This is a genomic window from Solitalea agri (assembly GCF_023914155.1).
GTDB classification, from domain to species: Bacteria; Bacteroidota; Bacteroidia; order Sphingobacteriales; family Sphingobacteriaceae; genus Solitalea; species Solitalea agri.
Window position 1 is genome coordinate 86,980 of the sequence record NZ_JAMWYS010000032.1, and the last position, 15,320, is coordinate 102,299.

Sequence of the window (15,320 nt, forward strand, 5' to 3'; positions counted from 1 at the left end):
ATAGTGTGAGTGAACAACTGAAAGTTGCCTTAATTGGCAATCCTAATACCGGAAAATCAACTTTATTTAATGATCTTACAGGATTAAACCAAAAAGTAGGGAATTTTCCGGGCGTTACCGTTGATAAAAAAACGGGAAATGCAAAGCTTCCCAATGGTCACTCTGTTGAAATCATTGACCTTCCAGGGATTTATAGTCTTTATGCCAAATCTCGCGACGAACAAATTGCTTTTGAAGTTTTATATGATCGTAAAGGAAAATTAAGGCCAGACCTAGTTATTGTTGTTGCTGATGCTTCTAATTTAAAACGTAATCTCCTCCTTTATACTCAGGTTGCCGATTTAAATATCCCGGTAATTTTGGTGCTCAATATGATTGATGTTGCCGAAAGTAATGGGCTGAAAATCGATATTAATAAACTGTCAAATAAATTAGGGATACGAGTTGTTGCGGTAAACGCCCGTCAAAACAAAGGCGTTGACGAGCTGAAACAAGCTATTGCTGATGCAACGCGAGTGGCTACTCAGTTAAGAACGATTAAAGTTGAAGAACTTGCTCCTGAACTTATTGGAGAGATAAGTGAAAAATTTGCAGTAAGCAGTCCTTATGAAGCGCTCCAATTAGCTCATCAGCATGAAAACCTCTCGAGTTTAAGTTCTGAGCAAAGTGACCTTATTGAATCTCTCGAACAAAAGCATTCGTTTCACTCTTCAAGTAATCAGGCTAAAGAAACTGTAGCCCGATATAATTTCATCAACGATCTATTGTTCGATTGTGTTAAGCAAGATGAGTCGGCGGCCGGAGAAACATTTAGCAATAGAATCGACAAGGTTTTAACGCACCGTTTCTTTGGACTAATCATTTTTGTTCTCATCCTCTTCCTGGTTTTTCAGTCTATTTTCACTTTTGCTGAGTATCCAATGTCGTTTATCGAAACATTGTTTTTAGATATCGAGCAAGGGCTTGCGAAAATACTTCCTGACGGCGTATTCACAAATTTGCTGATCAATGGCGTTGTAGCAGGTTTAAGTGGAGTGTTGGTTTTCCTGCCTCAAATTGTTATTCTTTTCTTCTTCATATCTGTTTTAGAAGACACCGGCTATATGGCAAGGGTCACCTTTATGATGGATAAGTTGATGCGGAAAGTTGGTCTTAACGGTAAATCAGTAGTCCCATTAATCAGTGGTGTTGCTTGTGCTGTTCCGGCTATAATGGCTACACGTACTATTGAGAGCTGGAAAGATAGAGTTATCACTATTTTGGTAACTCCCTTAATGAGTTGCTCGGCTCGATTACCTGTTTACACGCTTTTAATATCATTAGTTGTTCCTGAAACTAAAGTATTAGGTTTTTTAAGTCTGCAAGGGCTGGCTTTGTTGAGCATGTATCTTATTGGCTTTTTTGCCGCCATTGGAGCCGCCTGGGTGATGAAGCGTATTGTTCGTAGTCGCGAACGTGGTTATTTTATCATGGAGCTTCCGATCTATCGTATGCCTCGGTGGTCGCACATTGGCTTGCAGATGTACGAAAAAGCAAAAACATTTGTCACCGAAGCAGGGAAGGTTATTATTGCTGTTTCGGTTATTCTTTGGGTTCTTTCAACCTATGGTCCTTCGGATTCGATGAAAGCCATTGATACTAAATATGAAACCTTAGCGAAAACAACGAGTAACAATGCTAAACTTCTTGAACAGGAGAAAAGTGCAGAGAAACTGGAAGCTTCTTATGCCGGAATTTTAGGTCGAACAATTGAGCCTGTAATAAAACCTTTAGGTTACGACTGGAAAATCGGTATTGCTCTTATTACCTCATTTGCAGCTCGTGAAGTATTTGTTGGCACCATGGCGACCATTTATAGTGTGGAAGGAGAAGGAGATGACCTGGTCTCTGTACGTCAGAAATTAGCATCGGCTAAAAATCCGGAAACAGGCCTACCTGTGTTTACTGTGGCAACTGCCTTTTCGCTCATGCTTTTTTATGCCTTTGCCATGCAATGTGTTAGTACCATAGCGATTGTTTACCGTGAAACAAAAAGTATAAAATGGCCCCTGATTCAGTTGACATACATGACTGTGTTGGCTTATGTGGCTAGCTTAATTGCGTTTCAATTGCTTAAGTAAACCCTCAAATCACATTTGTTGATTTCTTTCCGTTTGTAGCCCGATTTTTTAGATAGATATTTAAGTGCTTGAGAGATAATAACGTGGATAAAGTAAGCATTCTTCAAAAATATATACCTGCTCCGGCTGCTCCTTTAATTGTTAAATGGATCGATCATTATCAGGCTGAATTAAAAATCAGCCGAAGCCGAAGCACTAAACTGGGAGATTACCGTCATCCGTTTGATGGTAAGGGCCATCGGATTTCAGTTAATTATAATCTTAATCAGTATTCTTTTTTAATTACGTTGGTTCATGAGTTTGCTCATTTGTTGACTTATAACCGACATAAAAATAAAGTGAAGCCGCATGGTGCTGAATGGAAAACCGCATTTCAGGAAATGATGAAGCCTTTCTTCGAAATGAAGATATTTCCGGGGGATGTTGAATCGGCGTTAGCAGCTTATATGCAAAATCCTGCCGCCTCCAGTTGCAGCGACATGAATCTGCTGCGGGTTCTTAAAAACTACGATAAAAAGAAAGAGGATCTGTTGACAGTAGAAAAGCTGCCGTTTAATGCGTTGTTCGCGCTTCCTAATGGCCGGAAGTTTCAAAAACTCGACCTGATTCGAAAGCGTTATCGCTGCCTTGAACTTAGCACCAAACGAATGTATCTTTTTAACCCACTGGCAGAGGTTGTTAAGCTAGGGGAATAAGTTACTCCTGCTCCTCTTTGGCCGGAATTGGTGCTTCAATATCCAATACCACCCGCCAATAACCAGCATTTTCTTTCCGCCAAATACGCACATAGTTATATGAATTGACAACCTGTTTGTCATTTACCAAAGTGGTTATCGCAACGATGCCAATCGTATAGCCAAGATCTCGGGAGGGTGCCGCATACACCTTTGTGCTTTTGTAATTGTACATTGCGGTTTGATCCAATAAAAATTTCATAGCTGCGGCTTTCCCTAAAATAGGAAGCGAATTGTTTCTCAACAGTCGTACTTCTCTACTCAGATATTCTTTATAAGAGCTTTCTGTTTTGTTAATATTTAAAGCCGAACAGTATAACTCATCGGTTGCCTTTAAAACTTCCATTGTGTTTTTTTGCTGTTCTTCAGCCACAAAATCAAAGGTTGAACGCTTCATGCCAAATGTCATCGGGTTGGCATAAGCAAATTGAGGAACAAAGGAAGGTTTTGAATGTGCTATGCCCAGGTCGACCATTAGTTCCCATTTCTTTTTAGGTTTAATCCAGATAGAAACGTATTGCCCATAGTTTACATTGGTGACGCCATTGCTTTCATTTTTATATTCGAATGGCCCGGTAGTATAACCCAAGGTTTGATCATTTGAAACATCGGCAAAAACGGGCTCCCATGAGAGTATTCCATCAATTCCGTCAGGCAGTTGTTTGAAATAATTCAGGCCATTTACTGGTTCAGGTCTGAATACAATACCGTCTTCATACAAAACGGACATAAACGAGGCTTTTATGCCTTTCTCAGCAGCCAATTGTGCAAATTGTTTTTCCCTGTCTGTCAGTTCTTTAATATAATCGGGTACACTTTGGCTAAAGCCGTTTGTAAAAGTTAAAAGTAGATTAAATACTATAAATAGGATTTTAAAATAGCCTGAAGACGTCATTTTCAATGATTAAACATTTCTTTAGTAAAAATAATCTTAGCGATTAAAACTTCGCAAGAAATGTGATTAATTTCATATATTAATTTATCATCTATTTTGAATATATGAAAAAGGTAGCATTTACTTTGGCGTGTGTTCTTTTTGCTATCAATATAACTGCCCAAGATTTGGACGGTTATCGGCTAAGTGGGGGTGCATACATATCACCTAAGGAGTATGTTTTATATCTTAAACTCCCTTTTTTCAAAGAAACTTTTCTCAAGGGGAAAATAACTACTGCAAAAGGACGTGTTGTTACTCCAATTGATTTGAGGTTTGATATGTTCACAAATGAACTGCAATATTTATATAATAAGCGAGTATATCTGGTTAGCGAACCAGTTTCAGAATTTATATTGTTTGAACCCATTGGAGACAGTATTGTTGAATATAAATTCAGGAAATATCAACTTGAGAATCACGGAAAGGTAGAGCCGGTATTTTGCGAAGTTTTATACGACGGTAGCATAAAACTGCTAAAGTATGTCAAAAAAAGCGAAATGAATGTTTCCGAGATGACCCAAGCTACCACTAAGAAAACCTTTATTGATTATGAAGTGCTATATCTTCAACAAGAAGATAAGCCTTTGTTGAAGCTTGATAAAAATGTAAAAAACCTGTTGTCGTTAATCCCATTTAATAAACAACAACAGGTTGAAGATTATATTAAGCTAAATAAAATAAAAATAAATAATAAAGAGCAGTTAACTAATGTACTTATCTTTTATGACAGCCTTAACCCAAAGTTTTAAACCGTAGTCCAGCTTGTTCCTTCTTTACTATCTTTTAACTGATACCCAATTTCCAGAAGCTTGTTTCTGATAGCATCAGAAGTAGAATAGTCTTTATTGGCCTTGGCACTATTTCTTATGTCTATCAAAAGGTCAATTACTTTACCCACGTTATTAGTGGCGTGTTCTTCAGTTAACAGCCCGAAAATGTCGAATAAGAAATGTTGAAATAGATCTGTTAAGGTTATTAAATCAGTTTCAGTAATCGACTCGGTACCAGCCTTCACTGAATTGATGATTCTTACACCTTCAAAAAGTTCAGCTATTGCTACTGGAGTATTAAAATCATCATTCATCGCATTGTAGCACCTTTCTTTAAGCACATTAATATCAGAAGTTGAGCTATCGGATGGTGTAAGTTGTTTCAAAACATCGTAAGCAGCCATCATCCGTTTAAAGCCCTTTTCCGAAGCGTCAAGTGCTTCATTAGAAAAATCGAGTGTGCTTCGATAATGCGCTTGTAACATGAAGAAGCGCACTACCATTGGTCCATAGCCTTTATCCAATAAAGGATGATCTCCTGTAAATAACTCATGCGGTAGAAAGCTATTGCCAAGTGATTTCGACATTTTTTGCCCATTAACAGTTAACATATTGGTGTGAATCCAATAATTTGCAGGATGTTTTCCGCAGAAGGCAATGTTTTGAGCTATTTCATTGGTGTGATGGGTTGGAATCAGGTCCATGCCACCCCCGTGAATATCAAATTGGGCTCCTAAATATTTATTGCTCATGGCCGAACATTCGAGGTGCCAGCCCGGGAATCCCATGCCCCATGGCGAAGGCCATTGCATTAAATGCTCAGGTTTAGCCTTAATCCATAGTGCAAAATCCAACTGGCCACGCTTTTCGTCCTGTCCGCCTAACTCACGGGTGTTATTTAGCAGGTCCTCTATATTGCGACCACTTAGGGCTCCATAATTTTTCTCTTTATTGTATTTCTCAACATCAAAGTAAATGCTGCCATTTACTTCGTAAGCAAAACCGTTTTCGAGCATTTTACGGGTCATTTCAATTTGCTCAATGATATGGCCGGTTGCTGTAGGTTCAATGCTAGGAGGTAATGCATTAAATACTTCCATTACCTGACGAAATCCAACGGTGTATTTCTGCACAATTTCCATAGGCTCTACCTGTGCAAGTTTTGCTTTTTTAGAGATTTTGTCTTCTCCTTCATCGGCATCGCTTTCAAGGTGTCCTGCATCAGTAATATTTCTTACATAACGCACTTTGTAACCTAGATGGCTTAAATACCTGTAAATAATATCAAAAGAAATAAAAGTGCGACAGTTACCGAGATGAACATCACTGTAAACTGTAGGGCCACAAACGTACATTCCTACAAACGGAGGATTTATAGCTTTAAATTCTTCTTTGCTCCGACTGAGCGTATTGTAAATATTCAGAGATTGCTGCATTAGCGTTGTACTTTACTTCTTGGTTGAAACGACACAAAATTAACAATCTTTATGCCAACGAACTAGCGTTTAATTTCTCAAAAATGCTGAAATGACAATAAAAATAATGAATGTGTTCCGCTATTTAACTAACAAATAACACTTATTGTTTTATGATAATGTCGCTTCGTATAGGGAAATGATCTGACAATTTTTTTGCTGTGATCTTATAGGTTTTTGCCTCAAAAGTGTTGTCGAATAAAATAAAATCAATCTGAAAATTTGGAAAAGCTCCTCCATAGGTCTTTCCAAAACCAACCCCCCGCTGTGTAAAAGCACTGTTCAACCCTTCAGAAACTTTATGGAATGCATAGGATAAAGGAGTGTCATTAAAATCGCCACATAAAATTACAGGATAGGGGCTGCCTTGTACGGCCTCTGAAACCAGCTTAGCTTGAATGCTTCGACGCTCAAATGCTTTTTTTAGCATGCGGGCAATACGACGGGTTAAAACCGGATCAGTACTTAATGAATCCCGTACCTTTTGGTAATATTCGTAATCCTGTTGTTGGAAGCTAATAGATTGAAGATGGATGTTAAATACACGAATAATCCTTCCGTTTATCTCCAGATCGGCATAAACACATGTATTATCACTCTTGACTCCAGAAAACGGAATTTCTTTGCTGCTTTGAATTGGGTATTTAGAAAATATTGCTAATCCGGTTGATTCGTAGTCATCGCCAATAATTCTTTTTACAAACACATTTCTAGTGCCCATAATTTTAAGAATACTGTCTTTTATATTGAATTTACCTTTGCGGCGACTATAAAACTCCTGAACACATAAAATATCTGGATGTTCATTTTTTATAACCTCAATAATTTTATGCCTGGTTGAGTCATCGTTGCTTTTTTTATTAATAGGCCTGAAATAATGAGTGTTATAGCTCATTATGCGGATAGCATTTTCAGGTTTTTTATTGATGTCGTAAGGGAAGTTTAATCCGAAACTGTTTTTATGGAAAGGCAGACCAATTAGAATGACAATAAAAGACAGCCATGCCGGTCGACGCCACATTAACAGCCAGAAAAACAAGAAAAGGATATTAATAAGTAGTACAAAAGGGTACGCCAATCCAAAAAAAGCGATTGGCCAGAAATAAACCGGATCAATAAAAGGTGCCGAATAACAAATTAATAAGAAAACGGCAGCAACAAAGTTAGCGGTAACTACAAACTTATGGGTTAAACTACGTTTTTTCAGATGATTCATTCTTTTTCCTGGCTGGCTCTGAACAAGGTTTCTTTCTCTTCTTTGGTTAATCCTTCATAGCCATGTTTAGAGATCTTGTCGAGAATCCGGTCAATGATTTCTTGCTTATCTACTTGTTTTTTAACGTTCTTGCGGTCGTTTCCAGTATTTTTATAAGCCACTTTTAATTTAGGTTTTCGTTTAAAAAAATTCGCTATTTTTTTGCCTAAGGCACTAAATGGAGAGCCAAAATCACGGCCTTTATGCAGCTGTTTTATGTAAATAAAGCCGAGAATGGCTCCTCCTAAATGAGCAATATGGCCGCCGGCATTGCTACCGGTTATATTTATCAGGTCGAGTAAAACAAATAAGACTGCTATATATTTAAGTTTTATCAATCCGAATAAAAACACCATAAGTTGATAGTCAGGCAGTAGGGTTGCCGTTGCGACAATAATGGCTAAGACACCAGCTGAAGCGCCCAAAGCCTGAGCTTTAGCAACAAACGGGTCATAAGCTGGTAACAAATTATATAAGGCAATAAATAATAAGCCGCCAGTTAGACCGCCAAGAATATAGATTATTGCAAATTTTTTCCCTCCCAGATATTCTTCAAGCAATTGTCCAAACCAATAAAGGCCAATCATATTAAATAGCAGGTGAAAAAAATCGGTATGTAAGAACATGTAGGTAAAAAGCGTCCAAGGACGTTTGATCAGTATATCTAACGATGCCGGAAGCATAGAATATTCCACCACCTTTGCCGAAATATTGATAGGGAGTTTAAAGACAAACTCAACGGCAAAGATTAGTTTGATCACAAAAAAGACGAAAACGTTGATGGCGATAAACTGATGAAGTTTTCGTCTCGGACGGAATAGCACCTGTTTTAACTCTTCAACTAAGCTCATGATTAATAGTAAGAACCGGGTTTACGAATTTTCCAAACTTTTAATAATATGAATCCAAATAGCATGCCACCCAAGTGTGCATAATGAGCAACATTGTCATTTGGATTATTCTGAACTGCATAAAATAATTCAAATGCACCATATGCTATTACGAGGTATTTAGCTTTAATCGGAAATAAAAAGTAAAGATACAACAGCATGTTAGGAAATAACATACCAAATGCAATCAAAATTCCAAATACAGCTCCTGATGCCCCTATTACCGGAGGGTAGGGGAGTTCTTGTGCAGAAACTATCCCCTGATGAATTGGAAAGAAAGTTCCTGCAACTGAATAAACCTGATAGCCCGTAATAATTGATTGAAGTAAAATTGCACCAATTGCCGTAAGCATATAATATGTTAAAAACCGTTTCGAACCCAAATAGTTTTCAATTGGTGGCCCGAAAACAAATACAGCGAACATATTAAAAAACAAATGCGTACTACTGCCGTGTAAGAAAGCGTAAGTAAATAATTGCCAGATTCTGAAGTTGGGGGAATCAAAATAGAAGGCTGCTCCATTATGGGTAAGCCATCCATTCATCATAGGATTTAACTGGGCCAGAAAACAAATCACATTAATAATTAAGATATTCTTAACTACGGGAGGTATCATTCCAAAAGCAGAAGGAGGTCTGTATTCACTCATTTGCAGGGTAAAATTTTCTAATTAATGTATTACTCGTATTCCGAAGAGTTACCTAAATATTCAATAATTTAATCAAATAAATTCGAAATCTTATTTCTATGAAAGGCTATTTCATCAAGATCAGGAAGTAAATCTTTTCAATAATTCATCTAAACCAATCGTAATAAATGTAGGCTTGCCCGATACTGCTACTTTAGGCATCTGGCAGGCAAACAACTCATCTATTAACAAGCTCATTTCATCTTTGTTTAGAGCTGTTCCGGCTTTTAAAGAAGCATTTCGGGCTAATGAGCGCGCAAGATTATCTCTTTTATTTAACTTTAAAACCGTTGCGTTTTGTTTGAAACTTTCGATAAGGTTTTCTAATAACTGAGCTTCATTGCCTCCTGCAACGTCTGCCGGAGCTCCATCAACAACAACAGAATTTCGTCCAAACTCCCTAATATCAAACCCCAGTGCTTTCACTTCTTCAAACATTTCTTTCAGGAGTTCAAAGTCGGATGGCGCCAGCTCCAGCGTTTGTGGAAATAAGCTTTGCTGACTATTACCCTTATGGGTTTCCAATGAATTTAAGTAACGTTCATAAAGTATTCTTTCGTGCGCCGCCTGTTGATCAATTACAATAAATCCCGATTTTATTGGAGAGATAATGTACTTGTTATGTATCTGAAACGCGTGGTTTTCACTGAGCTTAAACTTCGGAGTTTCTTCCTTTTCTTCCGGTAAGCTGAACAATGGATGAGTATGAACTTCCTGTTTAAGTTCATCCTCCTGAACAATTTTATACAATTGCTCCCAGTTACCAAGGTTAACATTCGCCTTTTGAGGTGCAGAACGAAACGATGAAGAGCTTGGGGTGCGGTCAGTTGATTGCTCAAATGGATTAAAATCAGGGTTGAAGTTAATGGTCGGCATTTTGAATGAGGCTTCCGAAGGTACGAAATCCCGCAGGGCAGTACTTTTTGGTGCCGCATCAAAATCAATAGCCGGGCTAATATTATACTGACCTAATGAACGTTTCACCGCCGAACGTATGATGGCATAGATCACCTTTTCATTGTCGAATTTGATCTCCGTTTTAGTAGGGTGCACATTGATATCGATATGAACAGGGTCGATAGTAATAAACAGCACATAAAACGGAAAAGAATCGGCCGGCAGCAACTCATCATAAGCTGTTGTTACCGCATGATTTAAGTATGCATCTTTAATAAACCGGTTGTTCACAAAGAAAAACTGATCGCCACGGGTTTTCTTAGAATATTCAGGTTTTCCGATGAAGCCTTTAATGTTAATGATGTCCGTATGTTCCTCCATGGGTACCAGGCGTTCATTATAGCTGTTACCGAAAATATGAACGATACGCTGCTTTAATGTTCCCTTCGGAAGATGAAATACCTCCTGCCCATCATGATGAAGGCTAAAAAATATGCCCGGATTGGCCAAGGCTACTCGCTGAAATTCATCAATGATGTGCCGCATTTCTACAGGGTTGCTCTTTAAGAAATTACGACGCGCCGGGATATTGAAGAAAAGGTTTTTAGCTGAAAATGAAGTGCCTGGACTAGAGCTGCATGCTTCCTGCGATTTGATCTCCGAACCCTCGATAATTATTTGCGTCCCTATTTCATCTTCATGACGACGGGTCTTAAGCTCAACCTGGGCAACAGCCGCAATTGATGCTAATGCTTCGCCCCGAAATCCCATGGTTCTAATGGCAAATAAGTCTTCGGCCTTTCGAATCTTGGAAGTAGCATGTCGTTCAAAAGCCATTCGACTATCCGTTGGGCTCATGCCACAGCCATCATCAATTACCTGAAGGAGGGATTTTCCGGCATCCTTTATAATAAGTTTTATCGACCCGGCGCCGGCATCAACCGCGTTTTCAATCAGTTCTTTTACCGCTGATGCCGGTCGCTGCACTACTTCTCCCGCCGCTATCTGGTTGGCTACCGAATCTGGTAATAGTTGTATGATGTCTGACATGTGTTGAATTTAAATATTAGCAGGTTGGCTACTCCATTAAAATAGATGGACTGGAACTTGCTTAATCGATTTTATATCTCAATATATGGAGATATACTCTACGGCAAAATACTTAGTTTTGCTGCGGCCAACTATTTAATAGATGAAAGTGCAAGATTACATTGCTAACTATCAAATGGTTGCCAAGTTTGCCGGTTACGAATATGGTTTCCGTAAAAGTATAAAATTCAGGTTTAACAATTAAATATTCCTTGAAATCGATGTCAGTGCGTTTTTGGCAAGTAATTTCCTTTTTTGCGGCGGCCCTAACAGTCGCTTGTTCTAACGCTCAAACCCCTCCAAAAGTTTCGGTAAATGAGTTAAATTCTTCTTCTCACTGGGTAGATTCTGTTTTTAAAACCTTAACGCCTGACCAAAAAATTGGCCAGTTAATGATGGTTACAGCCTACTCCAACGCCGACAGAACATCAGTTAGTCGCGTTACCGAATTGATCAAGTATTACCATATTGGTGGGTTAATGATGGCGCAAGGTGGTCCGCAACGTCAGGTTAATTTGGTGAATTACTACCAGTCTATTTCTTCAATTCCTTTATTTATTTCGATGGATGCCGAATGGGGACTATCCATGCGTTTGGATAGTACAATGAGTTTTCCTCGGCAAATGACCCTAGGAGCATTGAATGACGAAAAGCTTATTTATGAATTTGGACGAGAAATGGCTCGTCAACTGCGTAGAGTTGGTGCTCAAATGAGTTTTTCACCGGTGTTAGATATTAACAGCAATCAGTGGAATCCGGTAATTAGTACCCGTTCTTTTGGCTGTGATAAACGTGAAGTTGCGAAACGTTCTATTCAATACATGATGGGCCTTCAGGATGGCGGTATTTTAGCCTGCGCTAAGCATTTTCCGGGTCATGGAGATACAGATGATGATTCACATAAATCCTTGCCTTCATTATTCAGAAGCAAAGCAACACTCGATTCAGTAGAGCTTTATCCTTATAAGCAATTAATTTTAGCAGGGTTGACGGGAGTAATGGTGGGTCATATAGGCGTGCCGGCAATCGATGCATCTGGAACACCCGCAAGTCAATCTTATATATTAAGCTCTTCGTTGCTTAAAAGTCAAATGGGCTTTAAGGGTTTGGTAATTACCGACGATTTAAGCATGAAAGGCGCCAATGGCAACTTCTCGACTACTGAGTCGGCCATTAAGTCATTGATCGCCGGTAATGATATTTTATTGAACCCCGAAAGTGTCCCTGCTACCTTAATCGGAATCAAAAACGCTATCGCTAAAAAACGTATTTCCTGGACAGAGATCGATACTAAGGTTAGAAAGGTTCTTTCCGCAAAATACATTACAGGTTTAAATGCGACTAAGTTTGTACCTGCAAAAAATGTGGCGGCCGAATTAAGAACGGATGATGCACGTTACCTGAATTATGAGTTGGTTAAAAATTCGTTAACATTGGTTCGAAACCAACGAAACTTGTTGCCAATTATTGATGTTGAAAAGCAGAAAATCGCAGCTGTAAGTATTGGAGCTGAACTTGATAACTCCTTTTTGAATACCTTGGGGCGTTATGCTCCGGTGAGTAAGTATTCTGTGTGGCTTGGTGATGAAAGTTCGGAGTATGAAAAGCTCTATCAGCAATTAGCTGGAATGCAAACAGTGATTATTGGTTTGCATAGTATTGATACTAATGTTAAGGATAATTTTGCCATAACCGAGAATGCACGAAAACTGATTGTTCGCTTAAGTCAAACCAGCAATGTAATTCTTACAGTATTTGGTAACCCGTATTGCATCACTAATTTCGATTATTTACCGGCTATTTTAGTTGGATATGATGATAATCCAAATGCCCGAAGCCTGGTTGCTCAGGCTATTTTTGGCGGCATTGGTGTTTCGGGAAAGCTCCCGGTAACTGTTGGTGCGAGTTTTAAGAAGGGAGATGGAATTACCACAAACGCTATCCGTTTAGAATATGCCATGCCGGAGGCGGTGGGCCTTAAATCATCTGATCTAATTCGAATTGATTCGATTGCCCAGGATGGGGTGAATAAGAAAGCTTATCCGGGGTGTGTTGTATTGGTTGCTAAGGATGGGAAAGTGATCTATGAAAAAGCCTTCGGGACACATACATATGATAGTAAGACCGCCGATAAAGCCAGTGATGTTTTTGATATAGCTTCGATCACTAAAATTGCAGCTACAACGGTTTCGGTGATGCGTTTGTATGAACAAGGCCGAATTGACGTGGATACGACTTTTGGAACCTATGTTCCGGAAGCTCGGGGATACAATAAATCAGGAATATTGCTGAAAAATTTAATGACCCACCAGGCTGGCTTAATTCCAATGGTTGGATATAGTACCCATTTAAGTTCTTCCGACTATCAGTATGACTCTTCTGCTGCGTTTCCGGTTCGTGTGGCGCAAAACTATTATATCCGTAAGGGGTATTTCGATCGTGTGTTGTTGCCGGCTATGTTTGCATCCCCATTACATAAGCCGGGAAAATACGAGTATAGCGATATTAGCATGTATTTTATGCAGCAGGTGATTCAGCATGTAAGTGGAGAACCAGAGCAGGATTACGTGAAGCAAAACTTTTACAAACCATTGGGTTTAACTACAATGACCTACAGTCCTCGGAATTTCCTCCCTTTAGATCGTATCATCCCAACAGAGAACGATAAATGGTTTCGTCATCAGTTATTGCAGGGTGATGTTCATGACCCTGGGGCTGCTTTGGCAGGAGGAGTTGCGGGTCATGCGGGTTTGTTCTCCAATGCCAACGACCTTGCTGTACTCATGCAGATGTTGGTGAACGGTGGAGAATATGGTGGGTTACGTTACTTCCGGCCGGAAACTATTAAAAAGTTTATTGCCTATCAGAATACGGATATCAGCAGACGAGGCTTAGGATTTGATAAGCCCGATGTGAGTATGAGGGAACGGTCGTTTGGTGCAACAGCGATAGAGGTGTCGAACGAAACTTTCGGCCATACGGGCTTTACCGGAACGTGTGTTTGGGCCGATCCTCAAAACAAAGTAATCTATGTTTTCCTATCGAATCGGGTTTGTCCTGATGCGGATAATAATAAGTTGGGAGGAATGCGCATTCGCCCCAAAATTCACCAGGTGATATACGATGCAATTATAAAAGCTGAAAAAAGTGCCAAACAATAAGGCACTTTTTTTCTTTATGTAATTGGTATCAGGTGTTAGTTTATAAATCAATAACCTTTTGCCAATAACGAATAAATAAAATATCTGTAATTTAGAACAATCAACATTTAAGGTTGATTCACCAGCTTAGACAAAATACATTTATGAAAATCGGGATAGTTTGTTACCCTACCTTTGGGGGAAGTGGGGTTGTTGCCACCGAGCTAGGGAAGGCTCTGGCCGAAAAAGGCCATAAAGTGCATTTTATTACCTATAATCAGCCGGCAAGGCTCGATTTTTTTTCCGAAAATCTTTTCTACCATGAGGTTTCCGTTTCTAATTATCCATTATTCGATTATCCACCTTATGAATTGGCATTAGCCAGTAAGCTGGTGGACGTGGTTAAATATGAGAAACTGGATATTTTACATGTTCACTATGCTATTCCACATGCTTCGGCCGCTTATATGGCTAAGCAAATTCTTGCTTCAAATGGTATTTACATTCCGTTTATAACCACCTTGCATGGTACTGATATAACTCTTGTTGGTCGTGATATTACTTATAAACCGGCTGTGACCTTCTCCATTAATCAATCAGATGGGGTAACTTCTGTTTCTGAGCATTTAAAAGAGGATACCTATCTGCATTTTGAAGTTGAAAATGATATCAAAGTAATTCCCAACTTTATTGATTTTCGTCGCTTCAGCCTAAAGCCGCGCGATCATTTTAAAAAGGCAATTGCTCCATCGGGTGAAAAAATTATTACTCACACCTCTAACTTTCGTAAAGTAAAGCGCGTTACAGATGTGGTGGAGGTATTCGCCAAATTGCTAAAGGTGGTTCCTGCAAAATTACTAATGGTAGGTGATGGTCCGGAACGTGTAAATGCCGAGCAACTTTGCCGTCAACTGGGGATTTGTGACGATGTTCGATTTTTAGGTAAGCAAGAAGCAGTTGAAGAGATCCTCTCTGTTTCCGATTTGTTCATTATGCCATCGGAGAACGAAAGTTTTGGCTTAGCCGCATTAGAGGCAATGGCCTGTCAGGTGCCGGTTATTTGTTCGAATGCAGGAGGAATGCCGGAATTAAATGTACATGGAGTAACCGGCTTTATGAGCAATGTGGGAGACGTGGACGATATGGCTAAGAATGCGATTTATATTTTAGAAGACGAAGAGCGATTGAAAGAATTTAAAGCGCAGGCGCTTGCAAGAGCAAAAGAGTTCGATATCAATTTCATTATGCCAATGTATGAAAAGTTCTACCTCGAAATAATTGAGAAGAGTAAACATGCGGTTCTTTCGCACTAATGATAACAAAT

At 39.2% G+C, this 15,320-nt stretch carries 11 protein-coding genes; 5 read left to right on the forward strand and 6 right to left on the reverse strand.

What is annotated here, in order from left to right:
* The first annotated feature begins 5 nt into the window (after positions 1–5).
* Positions 6–2,120: a ferrous iron transport protein B gene (gene feoB / locus NF867_RS09775; protein WP_252587655.1), complete on the forward strand. Its 2,115-nt coding sequence runs from the start codon at positions 6–8 to the stop codon at positions 2,118–2,120.
* A gap of 68 nt (positions 2,121–2,188) precedes the next feature.
* Complete coding sequence (locus tag NF867_RS09780) at positions 2,189–2,815, forward strand: SprT-like domain-containing protein (RefSeq protein ID WP_256471386.1); 627 nt, start codon at positions 2,189–2,191, stop codon at positions 2,813–2,815.
* Position 2,816: 1 nt separating this feature from the next.
* Here the strand turns inward: NF867_RS09780 and NF867_RS09785 are convergent, their stop codons facing one another.
* Positions 2,817–3,749 (reverse strand): nuclear transport factor 2 family protein, encoded by a 933-nt coding sequence (locus tag NF867_RS09785; protein WP_252587656.1) that lies wholly within the window; start codon positions 3,747–3,749, stop codon positions 2,817–2,819.
* Positions 3,750–3,853: 104 nt separating this feature from the next.
* On the opposite strand from NF867_RS09785, the gene NF867_RS09790 reads away from it, so the two are divergent.
* A complete protein-coding gene (locus tag NF867_RS09790) occupies positions 3,854–4,540 on the forward strand; it encodes a hypothetical protein (RefSeq protein WP_252587657.1) in 687 nt (228 codons plus the stop codon).
* On the opposite strand, the gene cysS is transcribed toward NF867_RS09790, so the two are convergent.
* The 5 genes from cysS to mutL all read right to left on the reverse strand — a co-directional run bounded on the left by cysS (position 4,537) and on the right by mutL (position 10,817).
* On the reverse strand, positions 4,537–5,997 hold the full coding sequence (cysS, locus tag NF867_RS09795) for a cysteine--tRNA ligase (RefSeq protein ID WP_252587658.1): 1,461 nt from the start codon (positions 5,995–5,997) through the stop codon (positions 4,537–4,539). The genes NF867_RS09790 and cysS overlap by 4 nt on opposite strands.
* A gap of 142 nt (positions 5,998–6,139) precedes the next feature.
* Positions 6,140–7,252, reverse strand: coding sequence for an endonuclease/exonuclease/phosphatase family protein (locus NF867_RS09800; RefSeq protein ID WP_252587659.1), 1,113 nt, complete (start codon positions 7,250–7,252; stop codon positions 6,140–6,142).
* Complete coding sequence (locus NF867_RS09805; RefSeq protein ID WP_252587660.1) at positions 7,249–8,142, reverse strand: rhomboid family protein; 894 nt, start codon at positions 8,140–8,142, stop codon at positions 7,249–7,251. Before NF867_RS09805 ends, NF867_RS09800 begins: the two co-directional genes overlap by 4 nt.
* 2 nt (positions 8,143–8,144) lie before the next feature.
* Positions 8,145–8,831: a rhomboid family intramembrane serine protease gene (locus tag NF867_RS09810; RefSeq protein ID WP_252587661.1), complete on the reverse strand. Its 687-nt coding sequence runs from the start codon at positions 8,829–8,831 to the stop codon at positions 8,145–8,147.
* A 120-nt stretch (positions 8,832–8,951) separates the two neighbouring features.
* Positions 8,952–10,817, reverse strand: coding sequence for a DNA mismatch repair endonuclease MutL (gene mutL / locus NF867_RS09815; RefSeq protein WP_252587662.1), 1,866 nt, complete (start codon positions 10,815–10,817; stop codon positions 8,952–8,954).
* A 260-nt stretch (positions 10,818–11,077) separates the two neighbouring features.
* On the opposite strand from mutL, the gene NF867_RS09820 reads away from it, so the two are divergent.
* Both NF867_RS09820 and bshA read left to right on the forward strand, forming a co-directional pair.
* Entirely contained in the window at positions 11,078–14,017 is a 2,940-nt protein-coding gene (locus tag NF867_RS09820; RefSeq protein ID WP_252587663.1) for a serine hydrolase domain-containing protein, read from the forward strand.
* A 143-nt stretch (positions 14,018–14,160) separates the two neighbouring features.
* On the forward strand, positions 14,161–15,309 hold the full coding sequence (gene bshA / locus NF867_RS09825; RefSeq protein ID WP_252587664.1) for an N-acetyl-alpha-D-glucosaminyl L-malate synthase BshA: 1,149 nt from the start codon (positions 14,161–14,163) through the stop codon (positions 15,307–15,309).
* Positions 15,310–15,320: the final 11 nt, after the last annotated feature.

Coding starts and splice junctions, on each gene's coding strand:
- bshA (WP_252587664.1), top strand. CDS start 14,161: ATGAAAATCGGGATAGTTTGTTACCCTACCTTTGGGGGAAGTGGGGTT.
- mutL (WP_252587662.1), bottom strand. CDS start 10,817: ATGTCAGACATCATACAACTATTACCAGATTCGGTAGCCAACCAGATA.
- cysS (WP_252587658.1), bottom strand. CDS start 5,997: ATGCAGCAATCTCTGAATATTTACAATACGCTCAGTCGGAGCAAAGAA.
- NF867_RS09790 (WP_252587657.1), top strand. CDS start 3,854: ATGAAAAAGGTAGCATTTACTTTGGCGTGTGTTCTTTTTGCTATCAAT.
- NF867_RS09800 (WP_252587659.1), bottom strand. CDS start 7,252: ATGAATCATCTGAAAAAACGTAGTTTAACCCATAAGTTTGTAGTTACC.
- NF867_RS09820 (WP_252587663.1), top strand. CDS start 11,078: ATGTCAGTGCGTTTTTGGCAAGTAATTTCCTTTTTTGCGGCGGCCCTA.
- NF867_RS09810 (WP_252587661.1), bottom strand. CDS start 8,831: ATGAGTGAATACAGACCTCCTTCTGCTTTTGGAATGATACCTCCCGTA.
- NF867_RS09785 (WP_252587656.1), bottom strand. CDS start 3,749: ATGACGTCTTCAGGCTATTTTAAAATCCTATTTATAGTATTTAATCTA.
- NF867_RS09805 (WP_252587660.1), bottom strand. CDS start 8,142: ATGAGCTTAGTTGAAGAGTTAAAACAGGTGCTATTCCGTCCGAGACGA.